This is a genomic window from Candidatus Egerieousia sp. (assembly GCF_056211015.1).
The window spans coordinates 39,127-58,484 of sequence record NZ_JBAELF010000020.1 but is presented as its reverse complement, the minus strand read 5'-3'; the positions used below and the strand labels follow the sequence as shown (position 1 = coordinate 58,484).

Below are 19,358 nucleotides of genomic sequence, written 5' to 3'. Positions count from 1 at the left end.
GGTGCAATGGGGTCCGTAAGGACTGAGTAACACATTTTAAATTAAAACATTATGCAGATTTTTACATTGAACGCAAGTCCAAGAACACTTGGCAACAAACAGAGCGTGAAGCAGATTCGCAGAGCCGGTATGGTACCTGCAATCGTTTATGGAAACGGTATTGAGAACATCAACTTCAACGTTGACCTCAAGGAACTCAAGAAATTGCTCGCTTCTCCAAAATCTTTCCTCATCAATCTTAAATTTGAGGACAAGGAGCAGCTCGCAACCGTTCACGATTTGCAGTTCCATCCACTTTCAGACGAGCCTATCCACGTTGACTTCCTCGCAGTTTCAGACAGCAAACCGGTAGTTATCGCTGTCCCTGTTACCATTACAGGTAACTCAGAAGGCGTTAAGCAGGGTGGTAAGCTTGTTGTAAACGTAAGGAAACTCAAAGTTTCAGCCATGAAGGATAATCTTCCTGACGAGCTCGTTGTTGACATTACCAAACTAGGACTTGGCAAGACTATCAATGCCGGTGACCTTCACTATGACAATGTTCAGATGGTTTCTCCAAAAGGCACCATTGTTTGCGCAGTCAAGGCTACACGTGCTTCCGCAACAGCTGAGGCTTCAGCTGAGGCTAAATAAAGTCTGTTTGATTTACAAGACAGGTTTGGCATATAGAAACTGTATGCCAGACCTTTTTTAATGCTATGAATTATCTTATTGTAGGATTGGGGAATATAGGAGCTGAATATGCCGGAACGCGCCATAACTCGGGTTTCATGGTGGTGGACCATTTCATAAAGGACTTTGAGGGCACCAGATTCAGATCTGACAGGTACGCATCCGTAGCAGAAGTTTCCTTCAGAGGCAACAAGCTCATATTCATCAAACCATCGACCTATATGAACCTGAGCGGAAAGGCCGTAAGATACTGGATGAATGAAACCAAGTGCAGGAATGAGAACCTGCTTGTCATAGTTGATGACATTGCTATTCCTTTCGGCACCTTAAGGATGCGCAAGGCTGGAAGTGACGGAGGCCATAACGGACTTAAGAACATTACGGAATGTCTTGGCGGCAGCAATTGGGCGAGACTGAGATTCGGCGTGGGCAGCAATTTTTCAAAAGGAGCCCAGATTGACTATGTTCTTGGAGAATGGTCAGAGGAGGAGAACAAGGCTATGCCTGAACTGCTTGACAGATGCTGCAAGGCCATAAAGGCATTCATAACAATGGGGCCCGACCGCGCAATGAATGTCTGCAACACCAAACCCAAAGATGATAAAGTTGAAGAAAGAACAGAGAAAAAGCCTGATTGAATCAGGCTTTTTCAGTATTTGCATTCGAGAAGAACTTCCGTTGAAACAGTATCAGATACACCACGCTGCAACTGATACAGGCATCTGCAAAGTTGAAAATGTACTGGAAGAACACGAAACGTTCAGTTTCAATTATAGGGAAGTAGAACATATCAACCACTTTACCCATAAACGGTCTGTGCATCACAACACCTGTGACAGGATCGGCAGCTCCGAAAATCATTTCATAGAAAATGCAGTCGATGGCATTCCCTATTGCTCCAACAAGTATGAGTGACACTCCAACAATGACACCCGTGGGAGCCTTCTGCACTAACAAGCGGCATTTCAAATACCATATTAGCACAGAAATGAGAATTATTCTGAAAGAAGTGAGCAGGATTTTACCGATGTAATCACCCCATTGTATTCCAAGAGCCATTCCGTTATTCTCAATGAAATTGATACGAAACCAGCTGCCAAGCACATTGAAGGACTCTCCCGGCACCATTGAGGTCTTTACAGCAATCTTGACAAGCTGGTCCATAATAACCAGCATTATCACAAACGCCGCTACATTCCTGCCCTTTGAAAAAAACATTGCTATCTCTTGTTTTTGGCCTCTATGCTCAAAGTAGCGTGTGGAACAACCATCAGCCTTTCCTTTGGAATGAGTTTGCCTGTCTCGCGGCAGATGCCGTAGGTCTTGTTCTCAATTCTTGCAAGAGCCGCTTCAAGATTCTGGATAAACTTGTACTGACGAGCAGCCAGCTGTCCGCTCTCCTCTTTGGAAAGAGCGGTAGCGCCCTCTTCCAGCACTTTGAAAGTAGGAGATGTGTCCTCCACATCGTTGCTGGTGCTATGCGTCATTGTTTGCTTGAGCACTTCATAATCTGCGCGGGCCTTCTCAAGTTTCTTGAGAATTAGTTCCTTGAATTCCTGAAGTTCCTCATCGCTGTAACGCAACTTTACTGAAGTTGCAGTCTGTGCGTTATCTGATTCGCTCATATCCTTGATAAGTTTAATGTTAATTTCAAATATAACAACTAATTGTGATTAAAGCAAGGCCTATATCTTTTCAATCCTGATTGCCAGTTGGTCTCCGTCCTCCCATTCGGCCTTGCAGATACCTCCAGTGGCACATATTACCGCCTCTTCAGGAACAGAAATATTCTCATTGAATGATATTTCCGCCGTAAGGGTCTGAGAACGTACATAATCCCCGAATGCTGCGAGAGCGCTTTTAATACTTACATTGCTTTCCGCAGAAGCATTCAGCTCAACATTTATTCTGTCAGTGACTTCGAGTCCGCATTCCTTCCTGGCATTCTGGATTCTGTTCACAAGCTCACGTGCCAGACCTTCCTTCCTCAATTCCTCGGTAATGGTTATATCAAGCGCTATTGTAAGCTGACCCATTGATGTAACCAACCAACCCGGCATATCCTCGGATGAAATCTGGTAGTCTTCAGGAATCAGTTCAACCTGCATGGCAGGATTTTCAAGTTGGAATGAATAACTGCCTTCCTTCTCAATCTGTGCTATCTGCTGCTGGCTGAAAGATGCAAAGGCTGAAGCAATGCTCTTCATGGCCGCACCATATTTCTTACCAAGCGTCTTGAAATTAGGTTTGATCTTCTTTGTAATCAGACCCGTAGTATCACTTATGAACTCCATTTCCTTTACGTTCACTTCGTTGAGAATCAAATTCCTGACCTTTGAAAGCTGCTCCCCTATCCTGCTGTCCAGAACAGGAACAATCATTTTGGCAAGAGGCTTGCGAACATTTATATTCACCTTGCGGCGCAGGCTGAGAATCATTGAAGTTGCATTCTGGGCAAGTGCCATCTGCTGTTCCAGATCAGGGTCTATGAGAGCCTTGTTGGCTACAGGCATGATTGTATGATGAACTGAACTTTCGCTGTGCCTGCCGCTTACGGCATTTAGGTCAAGGAAGAGCCTGTCCATATAGAAAGGTGCTATAGGAGCGCCGAGCATTGCAACCGTTTCAAGGCAGCTGTACAGTGTCTGATATGCGCTGAGTTTGTCGGAACTCATTGCTGCACCCCAGAAGCGTTTCCTGCCGAGTCGGACATACCAGTTGCTCAGGTTGTCGCAAACGAAGTCCTGAATAAGTCTTCCGGCACCTGTGATATCAAAGTTTTCATAGCATTCCCTGACATTCTTTATAAGAGAGTTAAGGTATGAGATCACCCATCTGTCAAGTTCCGGGCGCTCGCTTACCGGCACCTCCGGTGCCTTGGTATCAAAGCCGTCAACGTTTGCGTACAGTGCAAAGAAAGAATATGTATTGAATAGCGTTCCAAAGAACTTTCTCTTTACTTCGTCAACGCCTGCAGTATCGAACTTGAGGTTGTCCCAAGGCTGGGCGTTTGTAAGCATATACCATCGGAGTGCATCGGCACCGTAGGTGTCAAGGGCCTGGAAAGGATCCACTGCGTTGCCCAGGCGCTTGCTCATCTTCATGCCGTTCTTGTCAAGGACAAGTCCGTTCGATATAACGCTCCTGTAAGCAACGCTGTCGAATGCCATGGTGGCAATTGCGTGGAGGGTATAGAACCAGCCTCTGGTCTGGTCAACTCCTTCTGCAATGAAGTCTGCAGGGAAGTTCCTGCCCTCATCCACAAGTTCCTTGTTCTCGAATGGGTAGTGAAGCTGTGCGTATGGCATCGAGCCTGAATCGAACCAGACATCTATGAGGTCCAGTTCTCGTTTCATTGGCTTGCCCGCATCGGAAACAAGAATGATATGGTCCACATACGGTCTGTGAAGTTCTATCTTCTCGTAATTCTCTTTAGTATATACTCCCGGAACAAAGCCTTTGGCCTTGTATGGATTCTCCTTCATGAAGCCTGCTGCAATGGATTTCTCAATCTCTGCATATAGTTCCTCAACTGAACCTATGCATTTCTCCGCTCCGTCCTCATCCCTCCATATAGGAAGAGGTGTTCCCCAGTAACGGCTTCTGCTGAGGTTCCAGTCGTTGAGATTCTCAAGCCACTTGCCGAATCTTCCTGTTCCTGTTGATTCAGGTTTCCAGTCTATGGTTTTGTTGAGTTCATACATTCTTTCCTTTGCAGCGCTTGCACGTATGAACCAGCTGTCGAGAGGATAATAGAGCACAGGCTTATCTGTTCTCCAGCAGTGAGGATAGTTATGGACATGCTTCTCTATCTTGAAGACCTTGTTCTGTCCCTTCATCATGAGGCAGAGTGCAACGTCAAGGTTAGGAGCCGCTGAAGCAGCCTTCTCATCATACTTGCCGTTAACCGTATATTGAGGATCGTATGCGTTCTTCACCCAGGCGCCCTCAAATTCCCTGTAAATGTCAAGGTTTACAAAATTCTTCACGAATTCAGGATCAAGTTCCTCTGTCCTGTAGAATTTTCCTGTAAGGTCAACCATAGGGCGGGTTTCACCCTTGCGGTTTATCATGAACAGGCTTGGAATACCTGCAGCCTTTGCAACAAAGGCATCGTCGGCACCGAATGTAGGTGCAATGTGAACTATTCCTGTACCATCTTCAGTGGTGACATAATCTCCAGGAATGATTCTGAAAGCTTTCTGTGAAGCGTCGGCAATCCTTATTCCGGAAGGGCAGTCAACCGCATTGCTGCAGGATGCATCGGCAAGTTCTACAGGTTTCACCCAAGGAATGAGCTGTTCGTATTTCATACCAACGAGATCGGATCCCTTGTACTCTCCCACTACCTGGAAAGGTACGAGCTTGTCACCGGCCTTGTAGTCCTCCAATGCAATGCCCTCCGCCTTTTTATTGAAATGGGAATAAAGCAGCGGCTTGCCGAGAACTACTGTAATCTTCTCTCCTGTATATGCATTGTATGTGCGTACTGCAACATAATCAATCCTTGGTCCCACACAGAGAGCCACGTTTGAAGGAAGTGTCCACGGGGTTGTTGTCCAGGCAATGAAATACGGGGTACCCCAGCCTGTCATCTCAGGCTTTGGATCAAGCATCCTGAACTGACCCACGCAGGTTGTATCCTTTACATCGCGGTAACATCCCGGCTGATTGAGTTCGTGAGAGCTCAGGCCTGTTCCGGCTGCAGGTGAATATGGCTGGATAGTATAGCCTTTGTAAAGAAGGCCTTTGTCGTAAAGTTTCTTGAGCAGATACCACAATGTCTCAATGTATCTGTTATCGTAGGTGATATATGGATTGTCCATATCAACCCAGTATCCGATTCTCTGGGTAAGATTCACCCACTCGGCTGTATATTTCATGACCTCCTTGCGGCAGGCGGCATTGTATTCGTCAACGGAAATCTTCTTTCCTATGTCCTCCTTGGTGATTCCAAGCATTTTCTCCACACCAAGTTCAACAGGAAGTCCGTGAGTGTCCCATCCGGCCTTTCTGTTGACAAGATATCCGCTCTGTGTCTTGTAACGGCATACTGCGTCCTTGATGCTTCTGGCCATTACGTGATGTATGCCCGGCATTCCGTTGGCAGAAGGCGGTCCTTCAAAGAAAATGAATTTCGGTCCGGCTTCCCTGAGCTTCAATGCACGCTCAAAGCAATTCTCCTTTTTCCATTTTTCAAGCACACTGGCATTCACCTCAACAAGGTCCAGATTCTTATACTCTGCAAATCCCATATCAACAGTTATTTTTTTAAAACTGCAAAGATACGAAAATCACTGCAAAAACCCTTATTTTTCCTATATTTGAACTTTCTTAAAAATCAGTATTTATGAGCGTGAATATTTTGGATCTGGTGTTTGGAGTGATAATTGTTGCAATGGCAATAATCGGTGCTTTCAAGGGCTTCGTAAGACAGGCTGTAGGCCTTCTGTCAATATTTGCAGGTGTATGGTGCGCCTTCAAGTTCAGTTCCTGGGCCGCCGTGAAAGTTCAGCAATGGTGCCATGCCGGAGAAAGGACTATGTACATTGCCTGTTTCATAATAATAGTTGTTCTGGTGATACTGCTCGGATGGCTTCTTGCCCGTTTCATTGAGAAGATACTCAAAATAAGCACACTGGGATGGCTGAACAGGCTTCTTGGCGCAGTGCTTGGAGCAGCCAGGATCATACTCCTGCTTTCCGTAATGGTATACGCTTTCAACAGGATAAACGCCGGCTGGGATCTGGTGGACAGCGCTACCCTGAAGGAATCATCCATCTGGGTATGGCTTGTGAATCTGTACGAAAAGCTGTTCCCTTATCTGCTCAGTATCAAATTTTAAGCTCTATCTTCTTACCGCCGGCAAGAATCACGCCGCCGATGATAGCCAGGCTGCCTATGGTGCCTATGAAGGTAAGGCTCTCGCCAAGTATCAGCACTGCAGCCACAAGGGTGAAGAACGGATTCAGGTAAATGTAATTTGTACTGGTGACATTTCCCAGGGCGGCCATCACCCTGTTCCATACAACGTATCCTATGAATGACGCCAGAAGTCCCAGGAAGAGCAGGTTGAACAGCACCTTGCCGCTGCACAGAAGGGAAGTAAGGCTCTCCGAACCATCATATAGCAGTCCCCAGGTATTTCCACCATCGATAGTGGAAGTTACTGAAGCATCATAAATCACAAACGGCACGATTGTAATCAGTCCCCAGAAGAAGACTTTTCTTGTAGCGAACAGGCTGCCGTACTCGTTGGTAAGCTGGCCTGCAAGTATGCTGTAAAGGGCCCACCAGGCTGCCGCCAGCAAAGCCAGGAGATCTCCAAGAACCGGATGAGGCGCAGAAACGGCGTCAGCCTCGGCACTGGCGCCTTCAAAGATAATCATAGCCATACCAACAATACACAGCACAGTGCCCAGAAGCAGATTCCATGAAAACTTCACCTCTTCCAGACCGTCCGATATCTTTCCCTTGAAATATTTCTTTACAGCGATGGTTGCAAGGGCCGTTATCAATGGAACAGTTCCCACTATGAATGACACATGGCTGGCCTGAGTATAACTGACAGCTGTGTTTTCCGCAAGAAAGTACAGGGATCCACCGCTGATACCAAGGAGCAGGAAATAGAACTCATCCTTGAGATTCTTTGCCCAGAACTTTGAACTGCCCTTCTTATGTTTGGCTGTGAGCAATGTCCACATGCATATGTATGCAATCAGAGACCTCAGCACAAAAACGCCAGTTGGACTGAAGCCGGCATTCATCAGCACCTTGCTGGATATGAAGGTTGTTCCCCAGACCGCCGTTACAACCAGCGCATAGATATGATACAAGAACTTTCCTTTTCCCATTACAGAAGTTTTTTAGGTTTGCCTGCCACAAAGTCCTTGAGATAGAATGGTTCGAAATATGCCACGTCCTTGAAATCGGACTCCTGATATGCCTTGCTTGCGGCAACGCGCATTCCGCTTGCCTTGAGTCTTGCATCAATGAATGCAAGGCTGCTGCAAAGACGGCCTTCCTCCTCCAGAAGCTTCCTGAATTTGCCGGAGCCATCGCCAGTGAAGGATATGCCTTGGTTTATATATTCCTGATATGAGTCAGAGTCGAGTATTTTGGCCTCTGTGGCTGCAAGAGTTCTTCCATCGGGAGTGAAGACTGCGGAGTAAACCTCCATCCTGCGGGCATCTATCATTGGTATGACAACTGCGGAATCGCTCATTGAGCCTGCTTCAAGCGTGTCTGCAGCGCACTGCGCCATGGCTGCAAGGGTATTGACAGCTATCAGTGGCTTTCCTGCCCCGTAACAGAGTCCCTTGGCAAGGGAAAGCCCCACCCTGAGGCCTGTATATGAGCCCGGGCCCTCACTTATGGCAACGGCATCGCAGTCCTTGAGGGTAAGGGAATTGCGGACAAGCAACTGCTCAACCATAGGGGCAAGCAGTGCGGCCTGTGTCCTTGGCCTGTCCTCGAATATCTCATCAATTATATCAGTTCCACTACTCAGTGCAACAGAACAGCAGTCTGTTGCGCTCTCTATCAAAAGTAAAAGCGGTTTTGTTTCGTTCATTGTCCTATCATTCACTGAACCCTATTTTTCTCAGTAACCTTTGCTCCGGACCTGAGTTCCTTGTTTATTGCATTGAAAGGTCCGGTAACAATCTTCGTATCCTTATCTATTCCGTCAATCACCTCAACCTGCAGCACATCCTGAATGCCTGTCCTGATCTCTCTGGCCTGCACCCTGCCGTTCTCAACAACAAAGACCTGCTGATGCACTGCTGAGCCATAATCCAAGGAATCAATGAGGCCGGAACGTGTGGTTATTGCCTGGAGAGGTATTACAAGGGCATTGTCATGCCTGAGAGTTTCTATTGAAACAGATGCGCTCATTCCCGGACGCAGAGGCATTGATCCGTCCTTGATCAGATGCTGGTACGATTCTGGCAGTATGAGGACCTTTACCTCGAAATTGGTGACCTGATCCACCGATGTCCCGGCGCTCTTTGAAGAGGATGCTATCTGCGTAACCAGACCCTTGAACTTTGCGTCGGGATATGCATCAACTTCCACAAGCGCTGAATCGGAAAGATTTATCTTTATGATATCGTTCTCGTTCACGTCAACCATCACCTCCATATTTCCAAGATCGGCTATTCTGAGCATCTCGGTTCCCGCCATCTGGCCTGTACCAACCACTCTCTCGCCTTTCTCAACGCTGAGTTTGGATATTGTACCGTCCATTGGAGCATATATGGTTGTCTTCACCAGATTCTCGCGGGCTTCCTTCAATGCCGCCTGATAACTGCGTATATTGTACTCACAGGCGCGCAGCTGCTCCTTCCCGGCCTCATACTGCGCCTTGGCGGCTTCATACTCCGATTTTGCTATGGCCTGCTTTGACAGAAGCTTCTCAGCCCTTGTGTGTGCGGATTCAAGCTGCACCATCTGGGCCTTCTGCTGCTTGTACTGAGCCCTTGTGGAATTCAAGGAGGCCTCAGCCCTCTCAACGGCTGACTGATATACATCCTGCTTGATTTTCAGCAGAAGATCTCCTTCATGAACGAAGTCGCCCTCCTTCACATTGAGTTCCACAATCTCACCGGAAACGTCAGGAGAGATCTTGACCTCTATTACCGGCTGAACCTTCCCGTTTGCAGGAATTGTCTGGGTTATACTTGATATCCCGGGACATTCGCATTCAACTGAAACAGCCTTGTTCCCCTTCAGCACTCCATTCAAAATGAGCAGCACAACAATGGCAAGGGCCGCAACAAGCGCTATGCGTCCGGTTCTTCCTTTAGCTTTTTTGATATCTTTAGCCATAGCTGAAAAATTTATCTGATTGGTATACCTCTGTAAAAATCAAGTATCTTGGTGAAGAGAAGATACTGGTATTTGGCCTGGACACACTCGGAAGCGCTCGAAAACCAGTTATTCATTGCAACTATCACCTCGGTTGTTGTAGCGGCTCCCTCCTGGGCCTTGAAATCAACCACCTGCCAGGATTCATGGCTGGCCGCGGCAGAACTCCTGGCAGCCTGATACTTCCTGTAGGAATTCAGAACATCAAAATAAACCGACTGCACTTCCTTGTAGAGCTCCTGCTTTGCTCTGTCAAGATTATACTGGCTGTTCTGCACGTTCAATCTGGCATTGTCCGTGTTTATCCTTGCCTTGAGGCCCGAGAAGATGGGTATGCTCAGGCTCAGTCCAAGATACGGGTTCTTGTTGTCATTGAACTGAGAGAAGAAAGCCGCTTTCTGGCTGTCTGTATAGTATGTTCCGTATGTTGCTGAAACGGACAGCTGGGGATAATAGTTCCCTTTTGCTATCTTAAGGTCTATCCTGCTCTTTTCAAGTGCGAACTCGTTCATCCTGATTTTCGGGAGCCTGAGTGCGTCGTTGAATATTTCGTTGAAATCCAAACCCTCAGGGCTTATGAGAAGTTCATCGTTCTGAGGAATCTCAACCCGGAAATCCTTCTGCTGCTCAATGCTCAGGTTCAACAGCTGGGCCAGGCCGAGATATGCGTTTGAAAGATTGTTCCCCGAATTCACAAGCTGAAGCGAATCCTGGGCGGCCTTTGCCTGCATTTCAAGATAGGTGCTGTATGGCTCGCTGCCTTCATCAACAAGCACTTTGGTGTTGGCTGCTTTCTGAGCTGAAGCCTCGCAGCTTTTCTTGCTCAGTTCATTTATTTCGTAATAAAGAAGCACCTGCAGATAAGAATTTGCAACCTCCACCGATATCTCATCCTTGAGTTTCCGGTAGTTTTCCGTTTCCAGTCTTAGAGCCATCTTCCGGCTTTTTATAGTATTCTGCTTGGACAGACCGGAAAATACGGTGAGTCTGGCATCAATGCTTGCAGATGTGTTCAGCGTAAGGCTTCTGGAGATTCTGAGCTCCTGTACGTTCACGGACCTGCCCCAGTTCAGCGAATGGGAAACACCGCCTGTAATGCCTGGTGCAAGGTCAAGGTAGGATTCACGCAGATCGTTCCTGCTTCTGGCCAGCGCTATTTCCTCCTGGGCTATTGAAATATTGTTTTCAATGGCATAGTCCACACATGCTCCAAGACTCCAGCACGCCGCCTCTTTTGTCTGTGCACACAGGCCAGCGTGATGAATCATTGCGCTTCCAAGCAGCAAAAGCTGAGCCAGACATACAGATACAAAAAATTTTCTTGACATATTATACCTCCAGTACGATATCCAAACCGCAAATTTAATCATTTTCTTAAACATTCCTGTATGATATGAAATAATAAGAGGGAGGCGTCTTCATGAAAAGAGACCTCCCGTTTACAAGATTCCAGGCCGCTGCTAATTTGCCGCAGCCAGACGCATTCTTCCTGCAAAGGTTTCCCTGCAGTACTTTATGATACTCACGGTCACACCAACAAGGATTCCTATCCTATAGACCAGCCCAGCCACCGCGCTGCTCTTCCCTCCCGCTATGGATATACTCTCCACAGCGCTCAATTCCACGAAATTTCTCATAACGCCGCACTTTTACCGATTTTGAATCCTTTGATGAAATCGCTGCTGTAATCCCAGATAAACTTGATAAATCTCTTTACCATCCCACCAAGTTTATACGGGTTCAGTCCACCGCAAATCAATTGCTCCTCCACACTCAGAGGCCTGAACTTTCTTTCAGAATTTCTTTCATTCTCCATAATACCAAGTTTTTCTTTGCCTGCAAGGTTAAAGGTGTGCAGACTTCACCTCCGGCGTGCACCGCCTATTCATTTGCGCAAATGTCGTCTGTTTTCAGATATATCACCCTGTCTCCTCTCCTCAGCATGGAATCATCGTGCGATATGAGCACGACAGTCTTTCCACATCTGCATCTTTCACGAAGAAGATCAATGATTTTTTCTCTGGAATCCTTGTCGAGAGCATCAGTTGCCTCATCGAGCAGCAATATCTGCGGATCGGCGAACAGAGCCCGGGCCATCAGCAGTTTCTGCCTTTCTCCATTGCTGAGCGAAGCGCCTCCGAATCCTCCTACTTTTGACAATATATTCTGAGGAAGTCTCCTTATCAGCTCTCCAAGCCCCACGGACTCCATTGCTTCAACAGCCCTGCTTATACTCCTGTCGGTTTCCTCCGCAAAGCAGCAGACATTGTCAAGCAAGGTTCCAACCCATAAGCTGTCACTTCCCCTGAGCACGAGCACATTCTTTCTCAGGAATGAACTTTCCAGTCCGGCTATATCAATTCCGCCTATGCTTATCTTGCCTTCCAGAGGGAGATAGTCCTTGACAAGCAGCGAGGCCAGAGTACTTTTTCCACAACCGTTGGGCCCGCAAATGATATTCATCATTCCCGGACTTAACCTTATATTCAACCTGTTCCACAACGGAAGTCTTCCAGCATACTCGAACCGCAGGTTCTCAAAGACTATATCTCCCGAAAAAAGGTGTTTGTCATATTCACATTCATTGTCATTATGTTCAGATCTCCCGAGACTTATTATTTCAAAGACCCTGCGCCAGCTCACGCCGGCCTGCGCCAGTTCCGTGGACAGTTCCACGGTATTCTCCAATGGGGCTGTAATGAACCAGCACAGAGCGTACATGGAGACCAGGCAGCCAAGGCTCAGTTCGCCCCTTGAAACCATAACAGTCCCTGCTATGATCACAGTTATTGTGATTCCTCTGGCAAGCAGCTGGGAAAACAAACTCAGAAGGGCATTGACATTGCCCTCGCGCCTCATGGTGCCGGCAATTGTTGAGAATTCCGCATCGAGCTGTGCACTGGCAACTCCTCCCATGCAGAAATGCCCTATGGCGGCCCTGTCTGTCATGAAATTCACGAAACGGGACTGATATACGGATATTCCGCCGGCCAGCAGGTGGCTGTACTTTCTGTTGATTCTGTCAGTAATCTTATAAAGCAGCATGTAAAGGGGAATGAATGCCATGAGCACCGCCCCGAACATACGGCTGTATGAAAATGTGATACACATTGCAATGCATAAGGTCATGAAGGAGACAAATAAGGATACCAGGGTGTCTGAGAACAGTTTCCTGATTTTGGGAATGTCGGCAATCCTTGACGTGAGATCGCCGGCGTCGAACTGAGATGTTTTAAAAAGTGATAAGCATAGCAAGTTCCGCGAGTAACGGGATAGAATCCCGGTATCCATATTTGTCATTGTCCTTACGGAGTATCTGTTGTTTGCCAGTGAAAGAAACAGCTGAAGCACAAAAATGAGCATCACAATTGCTGAAACAGCCGCCATAAGCGCCCAGTCTCCTTCAGGTATCACCGTATCAATCAGGTACTGCAGAATAAGTGAATCGGCTATTCCAAGCAGTGAAAGAACGGAACCGAGGAAAATGAGCAGCAATATCTCCTTTATATGCTCCAGCCCATAGTTCAACATCTGCCTGGCTATTGAAACATCTCCGGAAGCCTTTTCGGCGAATGAAGCGGACGGTTTGAGCGTTATGACTATGCCTGTCCATATATTGGCGAATTCAGACCTTGCGAACGTCTTCCTTCTGCCGAATGCCGGATCCATCACCGTGATTTTCCCGGGGTTCATATCATAAACGGCCATATAATGCAGCATACCCTCGCTGTTCAATGTATGTACCATGAAAGGCAACGGAACAGTTTCCAACTCATTCACATCCTTTTTCACCGCCTTTATTGCACTGGCCTCCATCCCGAGTTCCCTTGCTCCGCGCAATACACCCCGGACAGTTATGCCATCGTGAGTGCATCCGCACAGATGCCGCGCCCTGGTCAGGGAAACTCTTTTCCCCCACCATGCCGCTATTGAGCACAGGCAGGCCGCCCCGCAATCATAAGTGTCAATCTGCGCTATGTCAATTCCTCTCCTCATCTTTTAATAATGGCATCGGCTTGAACTCTCAGCTTTTCATCCCCACAACAAAAATCAATGATTCAAGCCGGTGCCATGCCCCAAGGGTACTTTTAGAAAACAAAACCATTTTTGAGACGAAAGACAAAAAGAAAGCCTCCCAACTCTTCTGCAAAGATGGGAGGCTGATTCCTGAATCAGGTGCTGAAACAGCAAAACTTTTTGAATTGCTGCTAAAATATGTTTCCTGAAATTTTCTGCTTTTTCGGGGAACTACAGGATTTTGCTCAGAACGGAAAGAATCCTTGATTTCTCGAATATCTGCTTGTCAACTATATTACCCTGAGCATCAAATATATAGATAGTAGGAATAGATGTAACGTTATATACCACCGGCGCCTGCGAGTATTCTGCAAGACCGTCACATACATTTATCCAAGGAAGTTTCTGAGCTCTGACCGTTGTTGCCCAGTTTGTCTTGTCGGCATCAACGCACACCTGATATATTTCAAGTCCTTTTGAATGATACTGTTCATAAATCTCCATAAGGTCATGGTTGAGCATCTTATGTCCTGCATCCTGTGCGGTCCAGAAATAAAGGATGAAAGGTTTTCCTGCCAGTGATGAAAGTTTCACCATTTCGCCGTTTACATCAGGCATTTCAAGTTCCGGATATGATATCTCACCTGCCGAGCTGACATGGCTGTTGAATGCAAGGGCGTCAGAAAAGCCTTTGATATCATCAACCAGCCTTGCCACATACTTACTGTTCGGATATTCAACACTGAGGGAATCGTAAACTCTCTGATAATAAGCCACGTCGTTAGGCTCGCCGAACAATGGAAGCGTTGGGGCAACCCTCTGGTAAAGCAGATTCACATTTGCAAATGAATATGGATTGCTTATTATATATTTCACAGCCTGACGTTTGTATGTTATGAAAGCCTGTCCCATCTTGTGAGCTACATCGGCAAGCTGCACATTGTTTTCCTGACTGCGCGCCGTCTGAAGTATGACTGCGAGTGAATCCAGGGTTCTGTTTGCATTGTCCACCATTGCATTTACCTCAATGAGGGAGCTTGTGTTCTCAGAGCCGCTCACCTCCAGATTGCGTCCCAATGTGTCAACGCTTACCTTTACATTATCACCACCTTCGAGAATGAGTTGGGCAATGAGATTCCTGCCGTATGAAAGATAATAGAACTGAGGGTTCTTTTCCGTAACTGGAACAATGCATTTGCCAACGCCGCTTCCATTGAGCTTCATGGTATCAACCACGCTTACTTCATCTGTCTTGAGAATTGAAACCAGAACCTGCTTTCCGGCTCCGTCCTTGAGATTGAGTACGATTTTAGCCTTGTTGCCGCCCGTGCATGAAACAATGGCGAGTGCTGCTAGAGCAATGAGAAGAAGTTTTTTCATATAAGTTTCAATGATTTTGCAGGTTTTGCTATTTGTTCTGACTGTTGAATGCTTCGGATATGGATTTTGCTATGGAAGCCATCTCCTGAGGATCAAGCGAGAGTTTCTCCTTCTTGAAATCGAGATCTCTCTCGCTGTTCAACGGAACAAGATGTATGTGTGTATGAGGCACTTCCATTCCAAGTACCGCTACGCCAACCCTCTTGCATGGGCATGCGGTCTCAATGGCGGCAGCCACCTTGCGGGCAAAGTCCCAGATTCCTGAATAAGTACCGCCATCGAGGTGGAAGATATAGTCATCCTCAACTTTTCTTGGAATTACAAGGGTGTGTCCTTTTGCAAGCGGTGCTATGTCAAGGAATGCGTAGAAATTCTCGTCCTCAGCAACTTTGTATGAAGGTATTTCGCCTGCTGCTATTCTGCTGAATATTGTTGCCATAAGCTTTAAAATGGTATTATGAAATGACTACAATGAGATTTCAAGGATTTCGAACTTGAGCATGCCGCTAGGCACCTGAACGTCAACAACATCGCCTTTCTGCTTACCCATAAGCGCCCTGCCTATAGGTGTTGTGGCCGCAAGCTTGCCCTCCTTGATGTTAGCCTCGCTCTCGCCTGTGAGCGTGTACTGCATGACCGCTCCTGTCTTGAGGTTCTTGATCTTCACCTTGTTGAGCATCTGCACATGGTCCGTGTTGAGTTTCGATTCGTCAATGACCCTTGCATTGGCCACCAGATTCTGCATCTGTGAAATCTTGAGTTCCAGCAGGCCCTGGGCCTCACGCGCTGCATCGTATTCGGCGTTCTCGGAGAGATCTCCCTTGTCCCTTGCCTCGGCAATGGCCTTTGAGATTGCAGGTCTTTCAACTGATATCATGTGTGCGAGTTCCGCCTTGAGTTTGTCCAGTCCTTCCGCTGTCAAATAATGTATGTTTCCCATAATGAACAAAATTAAAAAGAAGCAGGCTAAACATTAGCCGGCCCCTGTACCTTTTCTATTTGAGCACAAAGTTAATAAAAAATAAATTGAAACTGAAAAATCATAATTTGCCGAATTTGTGAATATCTTTTACTTTTGCACACTGTAATACTTTGCATGAAAGACCGATGAAACTTGTTTTACTGAGCATTGCACTTCTTGCATTATGCGTTTTCGGGATGTGTTTCAACATCATTTTCCGCAAGAACGGAAAATTTCCTGACTCAGAGATAGCGCATAACAAGGCTCTGCGCGAACAGGGCATAAAATGTGCGAAGATGGAGGAGAAACAGATATGGGGGAACGGCAATGGCAGGAGGAGCGGCGCAGCCGGTAAGCGCGCCGATGTTTCCTGCGAGGATTGCAGCATTGACTGCGGCCTTTCCCAGGAGGTCAAGGACATGCTAAGAGGCGGGAACGCTTGCAAAAATAAGAATTAATTGAAACAGATATGGGAATAGTAGCGATTGTAGGAAGACCTAATGTTGGAAAATCCACTCTTTTCAACAGACTCATAGGTGAGAGGAAAGCAATAGTTGATGAGATTGCCGGAGTTACCAGAGACCGTAATTACGGCAGATGTGAGTGGTGCGGAAAGGAGTTCTCCATAATTGACACAGGAGGATACACAACAAATTCAGACGACACATTCGAAACGGAGATAAAGAAACAGGTGAAGCTCGCCATTGAAGAGGCGGACGTGATTCTTTTCCTTACTGAAGTTGGAACCGGAATAACTGATTACGATGAGGAAGTGGCCTCTCTTCTGCGCAGGGTGAAGAAGCCTGTGATTCTGGCCGTTAACAAGGTTGACACAGGAGACAGGATGTACGGCATATATGAATTCAACGCACTTGGCCTTGGAGAGCCTTTCGCCATTGCCGCAGCCGACGGCGGCGGTACAGGAGACCTGCTCGACAAAATATGCGAACTGTTGCCCGAGGATAGGAAAGAGGAGGAGGAAAGCGCACTTCCAAAGATTACAATAGTTGGAAGGCCGAACGTTGGCAAAAGTTCCATGACCAACGCTCTTCTTGGAGAGGAACGCAACGTGGTTACACCCATTGCAGGTACAACAAGGGACTCAATTTCAACCCATTACAACAAGTTCGGTTATGAATTCGAGCTCATAGACACCGCAGGCCTCAGGAAGAAGACCAAAGTAAGCGAGGACCTTGAGTTCTATTCAGTGATGAGGGCCGTAAGGTCAATAGAGAACTCCGATGTGTGCATCCTCATGATTGATGCGGCAAACGGCATAGAGAGTCAGGACATGGCCATTTTCAACCTCATTCAGAGGAATAAGAAAGGCTGCGTGATAGTAGTGAACAAATGGGACACCATACAGGGTAAGGACAGCAACACAATGAAGCTCTTCAAGCAGGACATTCTTGCCAGGATATCTCCTTTCTCCGATGTCCCTATCATATTCACTTCCGTGATAAACAAGCAGAGGATACTTGACGTTCTCAAGGCGGCATTCGAGGTTGCACAGAACTATCTCAGGAAAATCCCTACTTCAAAACTGAACGAAGAGATGCTCCCTGAAATAGAGAACTACCCGCCACCTGCAACCAAGGGCAAGTATATTAAGATAAAGTTCATCACCCAGCTGCCTACAAGAAGCCCGTCATTCGCCTTCTTCTGCAACCTTCCGCAGTACGTGAAGGACCCTTACAAACGTTATCTGGAGAACCGCCTGCGCGAACATTTCCAGTTCACAGGCTGCCCTGTACAGATTTACCTGAGACAGAAATAATCTTACACAGCGATAGCAAAGCGCCCCGCCTGCATCCACTGCAAGCGGGGCGATTATTATTTCAAGCCGCTTCCTCTATTAGAATACGAAACTTGTGCTTATAGACTTGTAGTTGTAAACCTTCTCTATGATATCGGCAAAGATGTCGGAGATTGAGATGACCTTGATCTTTGAAGCATCGGCTCCCTCAGGAACTCTCAAAGGAATGGTATCGGTAACTATGAGTTCGGCGAGTGCGCTGTTTGCAATGTTATGATATGCAGGGCCTGAGAGAACAGCGTGTGTTGCAAGAGCGCGTACACTCTTTGCACCCTTTTCCATAAGCATGTTGGCTGCCTTGGTAAGAGTACCTGCCGTATCAACCATATCGTCTATGATAACAACGTTACGGCCTTCAACGTCACCGATGGCTGTCATGCTGCCAACAACGTTGGCTCTCTCCCTTGACTTGTGGCAGATGATCATCGGACAACCCAGAACCCTTGAGTAAGCGTTCACCCTCTTTGCCGCGCCCATGTCAGGAGCTGCAAGTGAAAGATTGTCTATCTGCATGTTCCTCAGGTAAGGAAGGAATACTGAACTTGCATACACGTGGTCAACAGGGAAATCAAAGAAACCCTGGATCTGGTCTGCGTGAAGGTCCGCTGTCATGATTCGGTCACAACCGGCGGCTGAAAGCAGATTGGCAACGAGCTTAGCACCTATTGAAACTCTAGGACGGTCCTTCCTGTCCTGTCTTGCCCAACCGAAATAAGGCATTACTGCAATAACCCTGTGAGCTGAAGCCCTCTTTGCCGCATCAATCATGAGAAGCAGTTCAAAGAGATTGTCAAGAGGCGGGAATGTTGACTGAACAATGAATACGTTGTTACCTCTGATGCTCTCCAGATAAATTGGCTGGAATTCACCGTCGGAGAATACGGTAACGTCTGACTGTCCGAGTTCAAGACCAAGTGCAAGGGCAATCTTCTGAGCAAGAACTTTCGAACCTCTGCACGCAAAGATCTTGATGTTGTGCGAATGAACTATATTAGGCTGCTGCATAAATTTATATTGTTAATGTTGTTGTTTTTCCAATTCACTTTCCTCAATCACATATTCAATATACCCGAGCAGTTCCTCCTTGCCCAGAGCGGACTCGGAAGATGTGCAGAACACAGGAGGCAGTTCCCCGAAACGGTCCCTGAGCTCCTGTTTGTTCTTCTCCAGCTGCGCGGCACGGGTATTGGTGCCGAGTTTGTCCGCCTTGGTGAACACAAGGGCGCAAGGCACGTTGGCCTCATCGAGCGCTTCGAGGAATTCCATATCTATCTTCTGTACAGGAAGTCTGAGGTCAAGCAGCACGAACAGCACTTTCAGTTCCTGTGAACGCCCCACGTATGAAGTTATCATCCTGTTGAGCTTCTCCCTTTCCGTCTGCTTGATCCTGGCATAACCATAGCCAGGCAAATCAACTATATGAAATTTGTCATTTACAAGGAAATAATTGATAAGCAGGGTCTTGCCAGGTGTAGAAGATGTTTTTGCAAGCTGCTTGTTGCCGCAGAGCATGTTTATCAGCGATGACTTGCCAACATTGGATCTCCCTATGAATGCGAATTCGGGAAAACCACCGGCCGGCTTCCTTGCAACGTCCGTGCAACTGCCCTTGAATATTGCTTTGCTAATTTTCACGGCAAAAAG

At 47.0% G+C, this 19,358-nt stretch carries 20 protein-coding genes; 5 read left to right on the top strand and 15 right to left on the bottom strand.

The window, feature by feature from the left end; genetic code table 11:
* Positions 1 to 51 precede the first annotated feature (51 nt).
* Positions 52 to 633, top strand: a complete 582-nt coding sequence (locus tag AC06L3_RS01595) for a 50S ribosomal protein L25 (protein ID WP_475668879.1) — start codon at positions 52 to 54, stop codon at positions 631 to 633.
* A gap of 65 nt (positions 634 to 698) precedes the next feature.
* Entirely contained in the window at positions 699 to 1,310 is a 612-nt protein-coding gene (gene pth / locus AC06L3_RS01590; protein WP_475668878.1) for an aminoacyl-tRNA hydrolase, read from the top strand.
* 1 nt (position 1,311) lies between these two features.
* Here pth and AC06L3_RS01585 read toward each other — a convergent pair whose 3' ends face one another.
* Genes AC06L3_RS01585 through ileS form a run of 3 tightly spaced genes read right to left on the bottom strand, consistent with a single transcriptional unit; the run spans position 1,312 to position 5,927 of the window.
* Positions 1,312 to 1,890: a signal peptidase II gene (locus tag AC06L3_RS01585; RefSeq protein ID WP_475668877.1), complete on the bottom strand. Its 579-nt coding sequence runs from the start codon at positions 1,888 to 1,890 to the stop codon at positions 1,312 to 1,314.
* 2 nt (positions 1,891 to 1,892) lie between these two features.
* Positions 1,893 to 2,297 (bottom strand): TraR/DksA family transcriptional regulator, encoded by a 405-nt coding sequence (locus AC06L3_RS01580; protein ID WP_475668876.1) that lies wholly within the window; start codon positions 2,295 to 2,297, stop codon positions 1,893 to 1,895.
* Positions 2,298 to 2,357: 60 nt separating this feature from the next.
* Entirely contained in the window at positions 2,358 to 5,927 is a 3,570-nt protein-coding gene (gene ileS / locus AC06L3_RS01575; RefSeq protein WP_475668875.1) for an isoleucine--tRNA ligase, read from the bottom strand.
* Positions 5,928 to 6,022: 95 nt separating this feature from the next.
* Between ileS and AC06L3_RS01570 the strand changes: the two genes are divergently transcribed.
* Positions 6,023 to 6,517, top strand: coding sequence for a CvpA family protein (locus AC06L3_RS01570; protein ID WP_475668874.1), 495 nt, complete (start codon positions 6,023 to 6,025; stop codon positions 6,515 to 6,517).
* On the opposite strand, the gene AC06L3_RS01565 is transcribed toward AC06L3_RS01570, so the two are convergent.
* The 10 genes from AC06L3_RS01565 to greA form a co-directional block, all read right to left on the bottom strand.
* Positions 6,507 to 7,526 carry a DMT family transporter gene (locus AC06L3_RS01565; RefSeq protein WP_475668873.1) on the bottom strand — a complete coding sequence of 340 codons (1,020 nt, stop codon included), beginning with the start codon at positions 7,524 to 7,526 and terminating at the stop codon, positions 6,507 to 6,509. The genes AC06L3_RS01570 and AC06L3_RS01565 overlap by 11 nt on opposite strands.
* Positions 7,526 to 8,245, bottom strand: coding sequence for a tRNA (adenosine(37)-N6)-threonylcarbamoyltransferase complex dimerization subunit type 1 TsaB (gene tsaB, locus AC06L3_RS01560; protein WP_475668872.1), 720 nt, complete (start codon positions 8,243 to 8,245; stop codon positions 7,526 to 7,528). Before tsaB ends, AC06L3_RS01565 begins: the two co-directional genes overlap by 1 nt.
* Positions 8,246 to 8,256: 11 nt before the next feature.
* The gene (locus tag AC06L3_RS01555) at positions 8,257 to 9,501 is read right to left on the bottom strand and encodes an efflux RND transporter periplasmic adaptor subunit (RefSeq protein ID WP_475668871.1); all 1,245 of its coding nucleotides are present in this window, start codon (positions 9,499 to 9,501) and stop codon (positions 8,257 to 8,259) included.
* A gap of 11 nt (positions 9,502 to 9,512) precedes the next feature.
* On the bottom strand, positions 9,513 to 10,868 hold the full coding sequence (locus AC06L3_RS01550; RefSeq protein WP_475668870.1) for a TolC family protein: 1,356 nt from the start codon (positions 10,866 to 10,868) through the stop codon (positions 9,513 to 9,515).
* A 132-nt stretch (positions 10,869 to 11,000) separates the two neighbouring features.
* Positions 11,001 to 11,177: a hypothetical protein gene (locus AC06L3_RS01545; protein ID WP_475668869.1), complete on the bottom strand. Its 177-nt coding sequence runs from the start codon at positions 11,175 to 11,177 to the stop codon at positions 11,001 to 11,003.
* A complete protein-coding gene (locus AC06L3_RS01540) occupies positions 11,174 to 11,356 on the bottom strand; it encodes a hypothetical protein (protein ID WP_475668868.1) in 183 nt (60 codons plus the stop codon). Before AC06L3_RS01540 ends, AC06L3_RS01545 begins: the two co-directional genes overlap by 4 nt.
* Positions 11,357 to 11,421: 65 nt before the next feature.
* Entirely contained in the window at positions 11,422 to 13,536 is a 2,115-nt protein-coding gene (locus tag AC06L3_RS01535) for a peptidase domain-containing ABC transporter (RefSeq protein WP_475668867.1), read from the bottom strand.
* Between the two features lie 252 nt (positions 13,537 to 13,788).
* Positions 13,789 to 14,937, bottom strand: coding sequence for a peroxiredoxin family protein (locus AC06L3_RS01530; RefSeq protein WP_475668866.1), 1,149 nt, complete (start codon positions 14,935 to 14,937; stop codon positions 13,789 to 13,791).
* A gap of 28 nt (positions 14,938 to 14,965) precedes the next feature.
* Positions 14,966 to 15,376, bottom strand: a complete 411-nt coding sequence (locus tag AC06L3_RS01525; RefSeq protein ID WP_475668865.1) for an HIT family protein — start codon at positions 15,374 to 15,376, stop codon at positions 14,966 to 14,968.
* A 27-nt stretch (positions 15,377 to 15,403) separates the two neighbouring features.
* Positions 15,404 to 15,877, bottom strand: a complete 474-nt coding sequence (gene greA, locus AC06L3_RS01520) for a transcription elongation factor GreA (protein WP_475668864.1) — start codon at positions 15,875 to 15,877, stop codon at positions 15,404 to 15,406.
* Between the two features lie 167 nt (positions 15,878 to 16,044).
* Between greA and AC06L3_RS01515 the strand changes: the two genes are divergently transcribed.
* A complete protein-coding gene (locus AC06L3_RS01515) occupies positions 16,045 to 16,356 on the top strand; it encodes a hypothetical protein (protein ID WP_475668863.1) in 312 nt (103 codons plus the stop codon).
* An 11-nt stretch (positions 16,357 to 16,367) separates the two neighbouring features.
* Positions 16,368 to 17,675, top strand: coding sequence for a ribosome biogenesis GTPase Der (gene der, locus AC06L3_RS01510; protein ID WP_475668862.1), 1,308 nt, complete (start codon positions 16,368 to 16,370; stop codon positions 17,673 to 17,675).
* 78 nt (positions 17,676 to 17,753) lie between these two features.
* Here der and AC06L3_RS01505 read toward each other — a convergent pair whose 3' ends face one another.
* Complete coding sequence (locus AC06L3_RS01505; protein WP_475668861.1) at positions 17,754 to 18,719, bottom strand: ribose-phosphate diphosphokinase; 966 nt, start codon at positions 18,717 to 18,719, stop codon at positions 17,754 to 17,756.
* Positions 18,720 to 18,731: 12 nt separating this feature from the next.
* Positions 18,732 to 19,349 carry a ribosome biogenesis GTP-binding protein YihA/YsxC gene (gene yihA / locus AC06L3_RS01500; RefSeq protein ID WP_475668860.1) on the bottom strand — a complete coding sequence of 206 codons (618 nt, stop codon included), beginning with the start codon at positions 19,347 to 19,349 and terminating at the stop codon, positions 18,732 to 18,734.
* Positions 19,350 to 19,358: the final 9 nt, after the last annotated feature.